Raw genomic sequence first — 16571 nt, forward strand, 5'->3', positions numbered from 1 at the left:
TTTCTTTACAATGAGAAGTGCGAACTACTCCCTAATATTTGTTGTTATAATATCATAGTCTTAATAATGCGTCAACTTAATGCCTCGTCATCTCTTTTTTCTTTTTCTTGACTTACACTACTTAGCCTATCATTAAGATAATTTATGCTCTCTTTAATACTAATAAGCATCTCTGCCATTTTATCTTCTAAATGTTTCATTTCTCTAGCAATGCTACCAATCTCATCTTCGTTTTCCAGTAGTTCTGTTGGAACTGATTCCTTAAATTCACTTTTTATCGTTTCTTCCAAATGACTTACAATATGTTGCATACGCTTTGCTATAGAACTTGCAATCAAATAGACAATAATAAGGCCTATAACTATTGCTGTTATCATACCAATTAACATCGCAATATTAAAGGTTTTCAACCCTACATCTATCTTTCCTTTGGTATTAACAACACCTATCAACCATTCTGAATCACTAATCATTTCATAATTAAAATTAAATACTGTATTAGTATATTCATTGGCTATACTATAATTATATTCTTTACCAAATAATAAATCCTTCTCAAAGATATTTTTAATGCCTTCATTATCAGTTAGCAATTCAACTGTATTGATGTCACTGCTACCTTTAGTGACTACAACGCCATCACCGGAACGGTTTCCTAGGAAGCACAGCTGTCCACTACTTACTTGCATGATCTGATCAAAGAAATCCTCTGCTCGGCGAACACCTATCATAACAGCTTGAATATTTTCATCTTCACCTTTGATAGGACTTAAAAATACTAGATAGTATTCTCCCTCATATCGCCTTAAATCAAACGTATTATACTTACCTTGTAATGCATCCTCAAATAAGTGATTACCTGCTACATTAAAGCTTTCGCCCCCTACACTTATCCCTTGACCATCTACGCCAACAATTCCTATATCAAAAAATAGTGAAACATAATCTTCCAACTTATCTGTCTTTTCTTTAACCGACTGCTCATAATCTTTTAAAAATTTTATTCGACTAATGTTGCTTATAATATTTCTCGAATCCTGTATAATTAATTCTGTTTGTGTTATAGCTGCATTCGCAACAATGTCTGTTTTATCCTGCTCTTGTCGATATAATCTATCCTTATATATATAACTTACTAAAAGATAATTAAATACGCAAATGCCTATTAAAATAATGCCAAAATCTATTGTTAATCTGTTTCTAATACTCTTCTTTCGTCTCTCTACAATACTCACTTATCCCATGCTCCATCTTGCTATTTCCTTATAATTAATATATTGCCAATTAACTGCAGACATATTTTATTATATTTTAGAATACATTTCAACCTTAGGCTTCATTTGTTTGAATTTAATAATTGTATTGTATATTTAAAATGTTTTTTGACTGATGTGTATAATTGTGTTAATATTATGAAGAATATATTAAACAAGGGGGACAAAGATGGAAAACGACACACAAAATTATGTTGGGGTACCGCAAGAAATCAAAAAATGGAACTGGGGCGCATTTATGATGAATATCATTTGGGGCTTAGGTAACAAATCTTACCTACCACTTTTATGTCTCATTCCAATCTTTAACATCGTTTGGGTTTTCGTTTGCGGTGTAAAAGGTAATGAATGGGCTTGGAAAAAGGGTAACTATTCAAGTGTTCAAGAATTCATGCAAGTTCAAGACACCTGGAATAGAGCTGGCATCTTCCAATTCATCATTACAATTGTTGTTGTTGTACTTTACTTTGCTTTATTCGCTAGTATCATGAGTGCAATGGCATCATCTTTCTATTATTAATCCACCAAGAAAGTAGCCTATGCACATCCTTAATTTAAATTTAGTCTTTATTATATTTAACAAAAAGGCAGGAAGAGTCATGACCCTTCCTGCTTTTTATATTTTTAAGCATGCCTTCATCCTATCTTTTTTTACGTAACTCATTTGCTTTATCTTCTCTCTTTGTCAAAACGACTCATTCACTTCTTCTCTTCTCTTTTCCCACCGGAAGTCTAAAAAACTAGCTAGACACTTAGGCACTGACGGGGTGCCTTTGAAGTAATCTGTTAATGCTCTTAGTGAAGATAACAAAAGAGGTTTTAGGTGTATGTTTGAGCGAAGCGAGTTCACACCGTTTCTTTTGTTAGCGAACTTAGAGCATCACAGATTACGGAGAGTGTACCCCAGCAGTGCCCAAGTGTCTAGCGGCCCTATTTTTAGTTCTGTTTCCTCACTAACTCATATTCATCCCCTACTTTAAAGTATGGACAGCGCTTACTTGGATGATAATTCATTCTGGCATAATCATCTTCATCCATAATAGGGGCTACAGCGCATACGTATTCCTTCATTTCTTCATCGTATTCTAAGTGCATACAGTTCTCACACATATCTTTCTCCTTTTTCTACATGATACCCCTATTATATAACTTTCTGCTGCATTGCCAAACAAAGTTCTCTATTTTATTATTGCCCTAAAGTTCTCTAACTTATCTTCATCAATAAAAAAATAGGAAATCCCATCTTCATATCGCCCCTCCCCTGGGATGATTTCATACGTTATTTTATTGACATCAAATTGTGTTATAAAAGGTATATAAGATAACATTTCTCTTAAAGTTAAATCCGTTTCAATACTATTAAATATAATAGGGATAATCTTAGGTAGCCTTACAATAGTTTTGGGACTTAAAAGTTTATTGCTTAATGCCTTTAAAAAGATATGCTGCGTTTTTATTCGGTCTACATCTCCCTCTGGATATTTTCTAAATCTTACCAGCATCTCTGCATGATTTCCATCCAAAATCTGCATACCTGGCTGCAAGTCAATATATAGCTTCTGAGATTCATCTACATAATACATCCTTTGAGGGACTTCGACTGCTATGCCGCCAATGGTATCAATAATTTTATCAAACGCATCTATTTGTACAATCACATAATTATCTATAGGCATTTCTAAAATTTCTTCAATCTGATGCAAAGTAAGTACTCTAATATTTTCTTTGCCACCATAAACTAGCATTTCATTAATTTTACTGTTATTTACCGAATACCCCCACTTATCATACATCACCGCTTGTTGCGTGTTCTCCCATTCTACCTTTGTATCTCTAGGGATAGAAATGATTTCTGTATTTCCTGACTCACTATCTAAACTCGCCACAAAAATAACATCTGTCCTTAACTCACCTGCATCCATACCAAAGATGGCAATATTCTTTTTTAATACACTTTCTCCTTGGCCATTGACTTCATTACCATATATTATCCCTACCATAAGGAAACTACTTAGTAAAAGTATCAATTTATTAAAATTGCGAAATACCTTCATCCTAATCTACTTTCCCTTTCCTTATAAATTTTTCATATAACTTATAGCTATGAATCTATATAGAGAAACCAACTAAAACCCTGAAATATACATGTACGTAAATTGTTTTCTCCCAATGATTTCACATTACTAAAGATTATGAATAACTAAAATTTATAAATGTGAAATCTATAAGCACTACGTTAATATGTGCATATATTCTTATTCTTTATTCAATAACTTTATATAGAGGAACAAACTATAACTTTAAATTACATATCACATAAATAGGTTGCTCCTAATACTTCACATAACTATAACCTAATGAATAACTAAAATTTATAAATGTGAAATCTATAATGAGGTCTTGCCAAGTATTCTATTAAAAGGATTATTTACTTGAGTCTTCAAACATTTGAATAGCTTCTGCTTCTACTTCATCATGTAAAATAAATAAAGCTACATAATTTCCTTCTACTATAATCTCTGCACTTTCTGCTGCTTCTCTTTCATCAGGATAAAACGCATTGCCAATCTTATCTTGAAGAAGTGCCTCCATATTTTCTTTTACTTTATCTACTTGCCCATCTTTAGCTTTTGCCATCACAACTAATCCTGGGCCTGGTGAAATACCTGTTTCTGCAAGTGCATATTCATCTACTGTTTCTAAATCAATATGGTATGCTTCTTGTGCTAATGTTTCATCTATAGGCATTGGCATACGTACAATATCTGCTTCAATCATCTTATTTAATAAATCTTCTAATGGTGCTTTTTCTACTTGTGTTGTTTCACTACTTCCTGTTTCTACTTTTGTTGGTGCATTTGAACATCCTACTAAAGCTGATGTTGACGCTACTAAAATCATCATAATTACTGCAAATTTTTTCATATTATCCTCCGAGGGTTTTATATTTTATTATATAAGACGAAGGATTACTTTATCTTGTTCCACCTTCTTATAAAATCTATATGGCTGTCTAATTTTCCTTCTGCATTCCATGCTATAACTTCCAACAGCTGTAAAACGTCGCAGCTTTCTTACAATATAGATTCAATATAGATTTCACATGACTAAAATCTACTTGTTCGTAGTTTTTAGTCATGTGAAATCATTGAAAGAAACTTATTTAACTACATGTATATTTCAAGTTTTTAGTTGGCTTCTCTATAATTAAGTCTATATCTCTTTAATATTCTTCATGATGACGCCACTTCTTATAATAGTTGGTATAGTAGATATACTATAACTTAAATCTTGTGGTGGAAGTTCATAACTAATTTTCTTAGTTAATACATCTAGTGCTACATTCATCATCGCTAGTGTAATATGTTCGCCCACACAACGATGTCCCTTTGTGCTGCCGCCGCCTTGTGGCATAAAGTTATAGGCACTTTTTCTTTCTTTTTTATAACGCTCAGGATTAAATGTAAAAGGGTCTTTCCATAAACGTTTGTCATGATTTGTACCATATAAATCTAATAAAACGAGAGTTCCTCTCTTAAACGCATAGTTTCGCCAAATAAAGTTTTTCTTTACCTTTGCCCCTATAAATGGTGCAAAAGGATAGTAACGGCGTACTTCTTCATTAAATCGTACTTTCTCTCCTTCATCATCATCTAAGGCTATTTTCACCTTATAAGCTGGATTTTCATAAAGCGCCACCGCAGCAAATGTGATATAAACTGCAACTGCTACAATTGGCCTTATTAAATTCAATAACTCAACTGCGGCAACCTCAGACTCTAACAAGTTGCCTTTTTCATCCCTATAATGGCTTATCTCCTCAAGGATTGTCCCTGATTTTACAGTCACTCTATCATTCCTAATACCCTCAATGGTATCTTTCAAAGAAGATTCCAATTGATTTCTTGAAATTCTTCCTTTCCAATGCGTAACGCCTATTCTTCCAAAGCCAAAAATCATTGCCTCTAATGCATCTGCCGCCTTTTTAACTTGCTTTGCTGGCAGAGGGTCCGGTATCCCCACCCATTCACAAGCTGCCTGACATAAAACTTTCTTAGCCTCATCGAAAAGAATAATTTCCTTTTTATCAGGCCATGTCTTGATAGTCTTCTCCCATATCTTAGTGGCTAATCTAATCAGTTCTTCTTCCTGTTTCTCATTGACTAAATGAATAAAAAAGGCCTTTCTCTCCTCATGTGCCTTGCCATCTAGCCCCTGAACACCGCCTTTTCCTATTAAAGTTTCTTTGACGCGTCTAGGCATTACATTTTTTCTTTCAAAAAGGCGAGGATTATAAAACATTTTTGCGCAGACTGCACCTGTCATGCAAACTACTTTCTTGCCCATAAGCCTTGTTTGAAAAATATCTGTGGCATAATAATCTGCCCTATTTTCAATAAACAAATAGCCTTCCCTTATCAAATCCACTGTATGATCTAAACCTTTATCTTTTGGAAACTTTTTTACCATTACCATCATAAGTATTCTCCTATTATTGTGTCTTATACTTATACTTTTCCACAATAACAGTCTAACAATTCCAATTTATTTTTGCTGGATTGGGTTCATCTATATTGATGCACATTAAAGTTGTATCGTTCTCGTTGCTATAGCTTGTCCAAAATAACTATCATGTTCTACAAAAATAATAGTTGGTTGATATTTAAGAATAGCCGTCTCTAATTGTTCACTAAAATACGTATCCATATAATTTAATGGTTCATCAAATAAAATGATGTGATTTTCTTCAGCTAATGCACGTGCAATATTCACCTTCTTTAACTCACCACTACTATAAGTTTCAAGCGGACGTTCTAAGAAATTTTCTGGGAGCTCGAAGTAGTCACATAACTCTAAGAATCTTTCATAAACTGGATTTGCTATGATTCCTTCAAACCCTTCTTTTATATATCCTTTTTTCCAGGCTGGTTCTTGCGCTACCATAGCAATGTGCAAACCTTCTGCATATTCTATGGCCTTATCTGGGAGTACCCCACTTAATAACTTTAATAACGTACTTTTACCTACACCATTTTTTCCTTTTATCCATATGCGGTCTCCTGCATGCACTTCAAAATTAAAGCCTTTAATGATTTGTTTTTCACCTTCTGCGTATTTAAAGCCTAATTCTTTGATTCTTATTAAACATTTCTCTTCAATATCATTTTTCTGATGCATCACAAGGGGTTTAACTTCTTCATAATTTTGAAGTAGCTGCTTTTTCTTATCTATATTATCTTGTACCCTTGTTTCAGAGCGCTTAGCTTGCTTCATATACGTTTCTACCCCATTAGCTCTTCCGTGACTTGCAAACTGATATTTTTGCATGTTACCAAGTTCCGCCCAAGTTCTACTAGTTTTTGCACTACGCTCTAACTGGGCAATCTCTTCTTCAAGTCTTTCCCTTGTTCTAAGTTCAAATTCTTCTTTTTTATCTTTATTATATTTCCAACTTGTATAATTTCCTTTTTCTATGGTGATATCCTTTTTATTAATTGAAATCACATGGTCAATGACCTTATCTAAAAATGATCTATCATGCGATACCACTATAAAGCCTTTTTTCTTTTGAAGGTATGCAATTACTGCCTCCTTACCTTCATCATCTAAATGGTTGGTTGGCTCATCTAAAAGTACAAAAGATTTCTTTCTTAAAAATAAAGTAAGTAGCATAATCCTCGTTTTTTCACCACCCGAGAGCGTCTCAAATTCTCGCTCTAACAAGGTGCTATCGAGTCCCATCTCATCCATTTCTTTGAGAATCTTACTTTCCATTTCATAACCATCTAACTCAAGATACTGCTCCTGCAACATGGCATATTCATCAAATCTTGCTTCATCATTTTGGCTAATAATAGCTTCCATAGTATCTTCCATAGATTTCAATTTACCCACATTTTCTTTAATAACATCTCTGGTCAAAGTATAGCCACAGGTATTTTCATAAGGGAAATATTCAACCTCTACAGGTATGCCTATATTTCCTGCTGTAGGTTCTAACTCGCCCGTTAACAGTTTTAATAAAGTAGTTTTTCCTCTTCCGTTTCTCCCAATAAGGCCTAATTTCCATTCTGTTTTTATCACCAAATTTATATTCTCATAAACAGGATTATAAAAATCCTCATAATAATAACTCATTTTATTAATTGTAATCTTTGACATATAGCCTCCTAATCTGCTTACAGCCATTCCCATATATTGCGCTTTTTATCGATTATGCTTAAGATATATGCTACTTCTATGTTTCTATCTTCCTCTGCCAATTCTTCAAAGTAACGGTTTTTCTCCTCTAAATATTGTATCCTATGCCTATCTGCTTCTTTTTGCATATCTATTCCTTGAATTAACCCAACATAAGGTGGCAATATCCATATTTCCATCAGCGCATACATAAATACATAAGCAAACTGGAAGTACATTTCATCAACGCCTTCTTCTATAGGCACTTGTAATACTCTATCTAGCTCACTCTTTGCCTTATTAGCTGCTTCTTTATAATGTACCATAAAAAGCTCTGTAAAATCTCCAGTTTCATTCATCTTAAGCTGAGAGATAGCAAATGTTTCTGTATAATATTTATTTTCTCCATAAGCATTAGTATAACATCTACGTATATCTAATGTTGCCTCCTCAATATCTAGATAATAAATCATGCCTTTATTAAGGGAACTACTTTCAGCCTCATCACTCGTAAGGTTTTTAGTTTTACTTTGATATTTTTTATTTAAAAACCATAGCACACTGATTCCTTTATTTTCATAAAAATCCTGTGCAGCTTTTAATTCTCTATAATTACGACTCTTCCCATCTAAATAAATAAAAGCTATTTGCCTTTCATTACGCCATATACGTATGGGGTTATAAGGCCATATACTTTTTCCCTCTTCAACAACTATCTTACTAGCGCCTTGCTCTAGAGCAAAATTATACAGTTTTTTCTTTGCCTCATATCTTCTTTTACCTGCTTTGGTTTTCATCTCCTGTGTAATAGGACAGTTCTCTCCAATGCGATGTCTAAAATAAGGTAGTATAATAGCCCCTGCACATAGTTCTAATACCCCGCTACATTCTGGACAAAAAAGCTTTCCTGCTTGACTTGCCTCCCTATAGGCACTACGCATTTCTTCTTTATACTGTCCATTTTTATCAATGATATCTAATATACAGATTCTCTTTCCATGTAAAATAGCTGTCATCAGTTCTGGCATATTATCCTCCTCCTTATCTTCCCTTATGTTTTCTACAAGCACGTGACTAGCATCACATTCTCAAGAATAAGAAAGTTAAAAATTAGACTTTCCTGCCCTTCAAAAATAAAATCCTAGAACATATTTTTTCTTACATAATTATGTTCTAGGATTAGTATATCCTAATTGTATTATTTTTCTAATTAATTTTTCTTTTAAACATAGCATTTTCTTAACCTATGTAAAACTTAATATGAGTCTCAAGGATTTTAACCTAGAAATTAAAACAAGAGAAAAGAGCAATCCATCCAACCAGTATTTTCTCCCTACCTACTGCAAGGAATACTTACTTCTACCTTAAATAAATCCCCATCCAAATGAATACTAAGCTTGCCATGTTGCAATTGTGTTAAGCTTTGAGCAATTGCAAGTCCAAGGCCTGAACCTTCTGTTGTCCTAGAGTCATCCCCTCTTACAAAACGTTCTGTTAATTCACTGGCATCTAAAAGATTTAATGATTCTTTAGAGATATTTTTAATAATAAGCTTACCATATTCACCATCTTGTCTTACTTCAATATAGACTCTAGTATATGACATAGCATACTTGCTCACATTGGACAATAGATTTTCAATGATACGCCACATATGTCTCCCATCTGCTAAAATACTAACTTCCTCTAATGGTTTCACAACAACTTCTAAATGACCTTCTGCTAATCTGTCACTATATTCTCCCATTGCTTGTAAAACTAATTCATTAAGTTTTAGCACTTGTAAATCAGACTTAAGATTTCCTGTAGCTGCCTTTGAAGCTTCTACTAAATCTTCAACTAATTGTTTCAATCTATTGCTTCGCTCTGCAAGGACTTCTATATATTCTTGCGCCACTTTATTTTCTATTTCTTCATCCTTTAATAAATCGATATAACTAATAATAGAAGTAAGTGGTGTCTTAAGATCATGCGAAACATTCGTAATTAATTCAGTTTTTAAACGTTCGCTTTTTAAAGATTTTTCTACGGACTCTTCTAAACCTTGTCCTATATTATTTAGATTGCTTGCCATACGTGCCATAATCGGTAGGGTATGTGTTAATTCTACTTTTGCCTCAAGGTCACCGCCAGCTATTTCTTGACTTGTCTTAGCTATTTCTACATAATCAATGGTTAATTTAATGATTCCTAAAAAGGCTCCAGCTAACATTATCATAATCACTATCCATAATATTAAGCTTAAAATTGGACTAGTGCCTACCACCATAAGGAATACTAGAAATCCAATAATGAGTACATATACAGCACCACCGCCAATAACCCAGCCTACCATGTTATCTTCCTTAATAGCATTTGCCATATTTTGCATAAGACGAATGCATAACCAATTTTGCTTTGCACTCTTATTTTTCACATGTCTTATGAAACTTGTGATTGGTACTAATGCAATGCCTAGTCCTAAGGTTAACATGATATAAATAATAAGGAATGACATACCATACGTTTCTAAATCAAAATATACACTTCTACAAGTTATCATAATATAGGATATTCTGCCAAATAGACTAATCCATAATATCACCGCTACTAATGCTAATACACCTTGGATTTCAAAAGATACCTTATCTACTTGCTTCATTACAATTTTCTCTGTACTTTGAGGTGTTTTACCTATAACTTTAAGTCCATAAAGAGAAATAAGCAGTATGAAAAGCGCACCGATTATCACTTGAGGAATAGCAATTTCCTTTGCTGCCACTAATTGCATATCTTTCGTCTTTTGTGTATAGAAAATATCACCTGGTACAAATGTATCTGCTAATGTGACATAGATTTCGTAATCATATTGCTCTACAAAGGCTTTCCCATTATAGTAATTTTGAAATTGTCCCTCGTTCCACATATTATTGCCTTCATAGAGAGCTAGAGTTGCACCATTTCCCTTGATATAAAGAGGTTTGCTTGTAAGCATATTTATTATCTCTTCTTGATTTTTGCCACTATATGACTCAAGGTTCGTAATCACTTCATTTGTATTCTTATTGACTGCAAAATAAAGGACATTGGGACTGGCTAACGCCTCTTCTATTTTTGCCTTATATTGTTTACGGTCAGCTAAAATCCCTTCTTTAGCACGTTCCTCTATCGCTGTGACTTCTTGTTCTGTGCCATCTAGTATTGCCTTCTCCTTGCTTGTACGTAATGCTTCAGAGTCTTGAATATACTTATCAACTTCCTCTTCTGTAATCTGCGTCTTATCAAATATATTTTCACCAGTATAGCGTACAATCCAGTCTCTTACATAACCAGCCTTAGTAATAAGTTCATTTTGAATGTTCCAATTCTCATAATAAGGAGACTGATATCTTGTTTCCTCGAGTATCAGACTACCTTGAAATACTAATAATACTGCTATACTTAATAATATACATGCTACTGCTTTTGTTATGCTGCTATATTTAATTCTTTTCCACCAGGTAACCACTACCCCACACCACCTTTATATATTTTGGTTCTTTAGGGTTAATCTCGATTTTTTCTCTAAGCCTTCTAATATGTACAGCCACTGTATTTTCTGCTGCATAAGCCTCTTCCTGCCATACATTTTCATAAATCTGGGTGATAGAAAGTACCTGTCCCATATTTTGCATAAGATAAACTAAAATCTTATACTCTGTCGGTGTTAGCTTCACAACTTCACCATCTAACCACACTGTATTTTTATGAATATCCACACAAAGACCGCCTGTTACAAGCAGTTTTTCTTGGGCGACCATACTTCCAAGTACAGTATAACGTCTGAGATGAGATTTCACCCTAGCTAGTAACTCCAATGTATTAAAAGGTTTTGTTAGATAATCATCTGCCCCAAAATTAAGCCCCGCTATCTTATCTGTATCCTCACTTTTAGCAGATAAAATAATGATTGGAATATTTTTTTCCTGTCTAATGCGAAGTGTGGTAGATAGTCCATCTAACTTGGGCATCATGACATCTAGTAGGATTAAATGTATTTCTTCCTTCTCCACTACTTCTAGTGCTTCTATACCATTATAAGCTTTGATTACCTTATATCCTTCTTTTTGTAAGTGAAGTGCAATACCATTTACAATCGTCTTATCATCATCACAAACTAATATTGTATAGGACATGCCTTTTCCTCCTTTGTCACATACTCTCATAGGCTTATTATATACGAGATTCCCTTATTTGTTGTAAGTTTATTATATCCATCAAATCTTACAAATTACCTTATAAAATTCTTACAATTTCTTAAGAATCACCGCACAGGATTATCAAAAACTAAATTCAAAGACTTAGGTATTCATTGTGACTCTTCAACACCTGAAAACGAACTATTAGATATGGTTAAATAAATACACATATTTTAGTCAAAATAAAAGTAGAGAGCATTTTTCAGCTCTCTACTTTTATTTTTAAATCATTCCGTCTCTGATTATACCGTGGTCTCTTAAAACTTTCTCAATCACAGTTCCTTTTAATTTCTTAAGTAGTGGTTTCTTTAATGCATTAAGTGGTCCTGGAAGTTCAATTTCAAGAGGAGACTTACCATCCATTAATTTTACGCTACTATCAAGTAATTCTCTAATATCATATACACTGCCCCAAACTTCTGGAACCCCGCGGTCAACCCCTAGTAATCCGTAAACTGCTTCCATAGCTGTACGCACAGAATACTCAGTTGTAAAGATTGTGTCTCTTGGTGTTTCAGCAAACTGACCTAAGAATGCAAAGTTTACACAGCCATCTGGAATGACATCTGGTCTATCCCCTTTTGCTCTTGGCATAAAGAATGCTGTAATATATGGCATCATTGTTGGTACACAGACTGCATGATTTTCAGCGAGGTCATCAATTTCATTTACTGGAACACCCATATGGTATAACCATTCTGCTGTGATTTCTTTACCAGTACATTCTTTCATTGGTTTCTTAATGTAGTCACCTGGTACATCAGTAAATAAGCTGTATACCCATACACAAACTTCATCTTTCTTCTGGTCTTTGAATTGACCTTGTCTATTGATTGTCCAGCTTAATAACCAGCTAGAATCTTGACAACTTACGATACCGCCAGTAACAACGCGTCCACTTCTTGGGTCTCTCTTACATATTTTTTCAATATAAGAGATGATTCTATCATCAGAAGTTGTAACTGTTGCAGATTCCCAGTTTGTTTTTTCAATATCAGAGCAGAATTTTTCTGGATGTCCAAAAGCTTCATCTTGAGCCGCAATGTTTTTCCATAAATTCCAGCAACCACTTGTACGCACTTCTGCATTGCCAACTGGCGCATGGTTTTGATCCCCATAGATAGTTCCTTCTGTACAACTTCCATTTGTTACAAACACAAGGTCATTTTCTGTAAGCATAATTGATTGCTCTTCCCCGTTAACCTTACATTGGATCTTTTTAGCAATTTTCTTATCACATACAAAGTCAAATAATACATTAGTTACTTCAGTATTGAATTGGAACTTCACGCCTGCTGCTTCTAAATATTTTTGCATTGGTAAAATCAAAGAGTCATATTGATTGTACTTTGTGAATTTTAATGCAGAGAAATCAGGTAATCCGCCGATATGATGAATAAATCTTTGGAAGTAAAGTTTCATCTCAAGTGCACTATGCCAGTTTTCAAAGGCAAACATTGTTCTCCAATATAACCAGAAAGTAGAATTAAATACTTCTTCATCAAATACATCTTCGATAGTCTTATCATAAAGGTCTTCATCTTTTGTGAAGAATAATTTCATGATTTGCATACAGCCTTTTTGGCTTAAATTGAATTTGCCATCAGTATGTGCATCTTCTCCTCTTTTATGTGTTGCACGACATAATGAGTAGTTTGGATCATGTTTATTTAACCAATAATATTCATCAAGTACAGAAACTCCAGGTGTCTCAATAGATGGGATGCTACGGAATAAATCCCATAAACATTCGAAATGGTCTTCCATTTCTCTACCACCACGCATTACATATCCTCTTGTTGGATCATTAATACCATCACAAGCACCACCGGCAATATCCATAGCCTCTAAAATGTGAATATTTTCACCTTTCATTTGACCATCTCTTACAAGGAAACAAGCTGCTGCTAATGCACCAAGTCCACTCCCTACAATATAAGCAGATTTGTCATCTACGCCTGCTGGTTTCTCTGGGCGCGCGAATGCTTCATAGTTCCCTTTAGAATAATAGATTCCTTTACTATTCTTTACATTCTTACCAATCTCCGTATTACGATATTCTGCAAGCTCTTTGGCTCTTTTTTCTTTTGCCTCTTGTCTTGCACTTCCTTCTTGTTTTTCCTTATTTTTTTTATTCTTTGCTATTACTGTTATTCCTGCTCCAGCTGCTAATAATGAAGCTGCACCTATCTTTACTATTTTTTTGTTCATATATCATTTCTCCTTATGATTTTTACTGTATTTTGTATTACCCATAAATTTAATAATCCATGGAAACATAAATTCATTCCGATGAGTCTAATCATAGCTTCTGTTGTTTCCCATTGCATGGTAATAAGCAAGATTCCAACGATTATTACTACCAATGATAGACCTAAAATAATCCACCATTTCTGAATGCCAAATCGTTTTGCCTCAATAGCTGTTTGAACCTTTAGTGTTGCATCAATCAGAATAAAGATTCCGATAAAAGCAGAAGTAGCCTCAACTAAACATTCTGCCCGAAGTAACATAACCAAGCCGATGACCATAGCTACAATACCTAGGCCCAAGTCAAACTGAAAGGCTAGCTGAAACATATCTTTTGTAAAGTAACTTACTATTCTTATCATTCCACAAATCAAAAAAGTCATACCAACCAGCTTGCAGATAAAACCTGATGTTATCTTTGGCCCAGATAATAATGCTAGTCCAAGAATAATAAGACCTGCTGTAAGACCGCTATATACAGTCTTTATTAGCTTCAGCTGTCTCATCTTGCTTCACTTCCTTTCTGCATATCTTTATCATAGTTGATAGTGTTTTATTTAGATATAGTCAAAAAAAAAGTTGTGTCTAAAAATTAGACACAACTTTTGATTTGTCTAAATCTCCTGTTGTTAATGGACACTATAAAAACAAACCATACTCTCTATTGTCACTTCAAAAGACTGGGCACATCGTTTGATTAAATCCTCCCTATATGGTGGCATTCCTTCTTTAATCCAATTTAATGTCGTACCAATAATTGAATAACTATAAAAATCACAGATATAATTCAAGTTTTCTTCTGTCATTGTATATCCTTGTGCTGCCTTCTCTACAAATTGTCGCACTAAATATCTAGTGATTGTTTCTATATAATTTTCCAGTACATCTTTACTCCTTGATTGATAAATATGAATGATTGCTTCCTTATAGCCTAAGATTAATTCTGCACATCGCAGATATTCTTCATAAAAGGTAGGACATGAGGCTTCTTCTCCCATAACTTTCTCCGTTTCCTCCTGAAATACATCCTCTAGCAAATCATAAATATCAGTATAATAGTAATAAAATGTATTCCTATTAATTTCACAACTCTCTACAATATCTTTTACAGTCACTTTATCTAACGATTTTGTCTTTAGTAATTCTAAAAAAGAACCTTTAATTGCTTTTTTTGTAAATTTGCTCATAAATCTTCTCTCTTTCAAATACTGTATTCAAACATCATATCTATTATCTATGTAGATAGCACTGCCTTTTAGCGCCTCCTATGTTTGTTTTTAATTTAGTATCCCATATTATAAAATCAAGTACAATAATAAATAACGCTCTTGCGCTATAAGTTGTCAACAAGGTAACAGTAACCTGCCATTTTGTTGACAATTTATTTTTTGAAGGGTATAATTCCTCTTTGCAAACTTTGAAAATTTATGTAATTCATAAGGGGGGCTTTAATATATGACATTTTATCAAGAATTACAGTTAAATCAAGCTGGTTCGAAAGAACTTATTAGAAATGCAGAAGGCAATAAAGAGAAATTAAAGCATATTGCCATTTACCTATTTAAGATTTTTATCACCATAGCATTTTGTATGACTTTTGTAATTGCTTATAGTCAGCTTTTCGGTAGCTCTAACAGCATTGTTGGGGTTGTTGTACTACTTTTTGTTTTAGTATTTAGAAATGTTGATTTATCACTTAAAACATCACATGCAATTCCTTCTTTAATAGTTATATTTGCAATTCTAGCTTTCGGCCCGCGATTAAGTAATGCTAGTAACATCTTTATGGAATTATTAATTAATATTGTATGTATTTTCTTATTAATGTTTTTGGGATGTCATGATGTAAAGATGTTCAATCACTCTACACTTGTTTTAGGCTATCTATTATTATATGGCTATGATGTATCTGGCGCTTTATATATTAAAAGGCTAGAGGCACTTGCTGTAGGTGCTCTAATTACAGGACTAATCTATTATAGAAACCACAGAAAAAAAACACACGACTTAAAAGTTTCACATTTCTTTGAAGCACTAGACCTTCAATCTGATAGAACAAAGTGGCAACTCTCTCTTACCATCGCCATTTCTTCTATATTACTTATTGCAAGATTAATTCATCTCCCAAGACCTATGTGGGCAGGTATTGCAGTTATGTCTATCATTACACCATTTCCAACAGGTCACAAAGAAAAAGTTAAAAGCAGAATCTTAGGTAATATTTTAGGTGCCTTACTCATCTTTCTTATTTATGCATTCTGTCCTGATGTTATATACAATAACATTGGAATTCTTGGCGGAATAGGCGTTGGTCTTTCTGCAACTTATGGTTTCCAATCTATATTTAATGCACTTGGTGCTATAGCTACTGCATCAGCTATTTTAGGCTTTCCAGCCGCTATCTTCTTTAGAGTATTCAATAACGCCTTAGGTGCTGTATATGGATTCATTTTCAACAAATATTTTTGCAAACTTATAGATAATGTATCTTAAAAATAGAAGGAGATGTGCGAAATAAATTTTTTGCACATCTCCTTTTTTAAGATATTTCCTATATATAGATTTCACATTTATAAAATTTAGTTATTCATACTCTTTAGTCATGTGAAATCATTGAGAGAAACCTATTTACCTACATGTATATTTCAAG

The 16571-nt window shown here is 33.6% G+C and carries 14 protein-coding genes; 2 read left to right on the forward strand and 12 right to left on the reverse strand.

Annotated elements, in window-relative coordinates:
- Window positions 1-71: 71 nt before the first annotated feature.
- On the reverse strand, window positions 72-1235 hold the full coding sequence (locus AC1VAQ_RS09315) for a methyl-accepting chemotaxis protein (RefSeq protein ID WP_303243950.1): 1164 nt from the start codon (window positions 1233-1235) through the stop codon (window positions 72-74).
- Window positions 1236-1443: 208 nt separating this feature from the next.
- Here AC1VAQ_RS09315 and AC1VAQ_RS09320 point away from each other — a divergent pair, with 208 nt between their 5' ends.
- Window positions 1444-1794 carry a ribonuclease G gene (locus AC1VAQ_RS09320; protein ID WP_302599072.1) on the forward strand — a complete coding sequence of 117 codons (351 nt, stop codon included), beginning with the start codon at window positions 1444-1446 and terminating at the stop codon, window positions 1792-1794.
- Window positions 1795-2210: 416 nt separating this feature from the next.
- On the opposite strand, the gene AC1VAQ_RS09325 is transcribed toward AC1VAQ_RS09320, so the two are convergent.
- From AC1VAQ_RS09325 to AC1VAQ_RS09375, 11 genes are all read right to left on the reverse strand, one after another.
- Window positions 2211-2384 (reverse strand): DUF6472 family protein, encoded by a 174-nt coding sequence (locus AC1VAQ_RS09325; protein WP_302599074.1) that lies wholly within the window; start codon window positions 2382-2384, stop codon window positions 2211-2213.
- A gap of 68 nt (window positions 2385-2452) precedes the next feature.
- Complete coding sequence (locus AC1VAQ_RS09330; protein ID WP_303243949.1) at window positions 2453-3274, reverse strand: LCP family protein; 822 nt, start codon at window positions 3272-3274, stop codon at window positions 2453-2455.
- 424 nt (window positions 3275-3698) lie between these two features.
- Window positions 3699-4199 (reverse strand): DUF4358 domain-containing protein, encoded by a 501-nt coding sequence (locus AC1VAQ_RS09335; protein ID WP_302599076.1) that lies wholly within the window; start codon window positions 4197-4199, stop codon window positions 3699-3701.
- A gap of 288 nt (window positions 4200-4487) precedes the next feature.
- Window positions 4488-5753 carry a cytochrome P450 gene (locus tag AC1VAQ_RS09340; protein WP_479903835.1) on the reverse strand — a complete coding sequence of 422 codons (1266 nt, stop codon included), beginning with the start codon at window positions 5751-5753 and terminating at the stop codon, window positions 4488-4490.
- A gap of 105 nt (window positions 5754-5858) precedes the next feature.
- Window positions 5859-7436 (reverse strand): ribosomal protection-like ABC-F family protein, encoded by a 1578-nt coding sequence (abc-f, locus tag AC1VAQ_RS09345; RefSeq protein ID WP_479903836.1) that lies wholly within the window; start codon window positions 7434-7436, stop codon window positions 5859-5861.
- A gap of 17 nt (window positions 7437-7453) precedes the next feature.
- Window positions 7454-8482, reverse strand: coding sequence for a competence protein CoiA family protein (locus tag AC1VAQ_RS09350; RefSeq protein ID WP_303243947.1), 1029 nt, complete (start codon window positions 8480-8482; stop codon window positions 7454-7456).
- A 305-nt stretch (window positions 8483-8787) separates the two neighbouring features.
- Entirely contained in the window at window positions 8788-10941 is a 2154-nt protein-coding gene (locus AC1VAQ_RS09355; RefSeq protein ID WP_479903837.1) for a sensor histidine kinase, read from the reverse strand.
- Window positions 10916-11608 carry a response regulator transcription factor gene (locus tag AC1VAQ_RS09360; protein WP_302599082.1) on the reverse strand — a complete coding sequence of 231 codons (693 nt, stop codon included), beginning with the start codon at window positions 11606-11608 and terminating at the stop codon, window positions 10916-10918. Before AC1VAQ_RS09360 ends, AC1VAQ_RS09355 begins: the two co-directional genes overlap by 26 nt.
- Window positions 11609-11893: 285 nt before the next feature.
- A complete protein-coding gene (locus AC1VAQ_RS09365) occupies window positions 11894-13882 on the reverse strand; it encodes an oleate hydratase (RefSeq protein ID WP_302599083.1) in 1989 nt (662 codons plus the stop codon).
- Window positions 13879-14427, reverse strand: coding sequence for a DUF308 domain-containing protein (locus AC1VAQ_RS09370; protein WP_302599085.1), 549 nt, complete (start codon window positions 14425-14427; stop codon window positions 13879-13881). The genes AC1VAQ_RS09365 and AC1VAQ_RS09370 overlap by 4 nt, the downstream gene beginning before the upstream one ends.
- Window positions 14428-14550: 123 nt before the next feature.
- A complete protein-coding gene (locus AC1VAQ_RS09375; RefSeq protein WP_302599086.1) occupies window positions 14551-15108 on the reverse strand; it encodes a TetR/AcrR family transcriptional regulator in 558 nt (185 codons plus the stop codon).
- Window positions 15109-15376: 268 nt separating this feature from the next.
- Here AC1VAQ_RS09375 and AC1VAQ_RS09380 point away from each other — a divergent pair, with 268 nt between their 5' ends.
- Complete coding sequence (locus tag AC1VAQ_RS09380) at window positions 15377-16414, forward strand: FUSC family protein (protein ID WP_302599088.1); 1038 nt, start codon at window positions 15377-15379, stop codon at window positions 16412-16414.
- Window positions 16415-16571: the final 157 nt, after the last annotated feature.

The organism is Cellulosilyticum sp. (assembly GCF_982396655.1).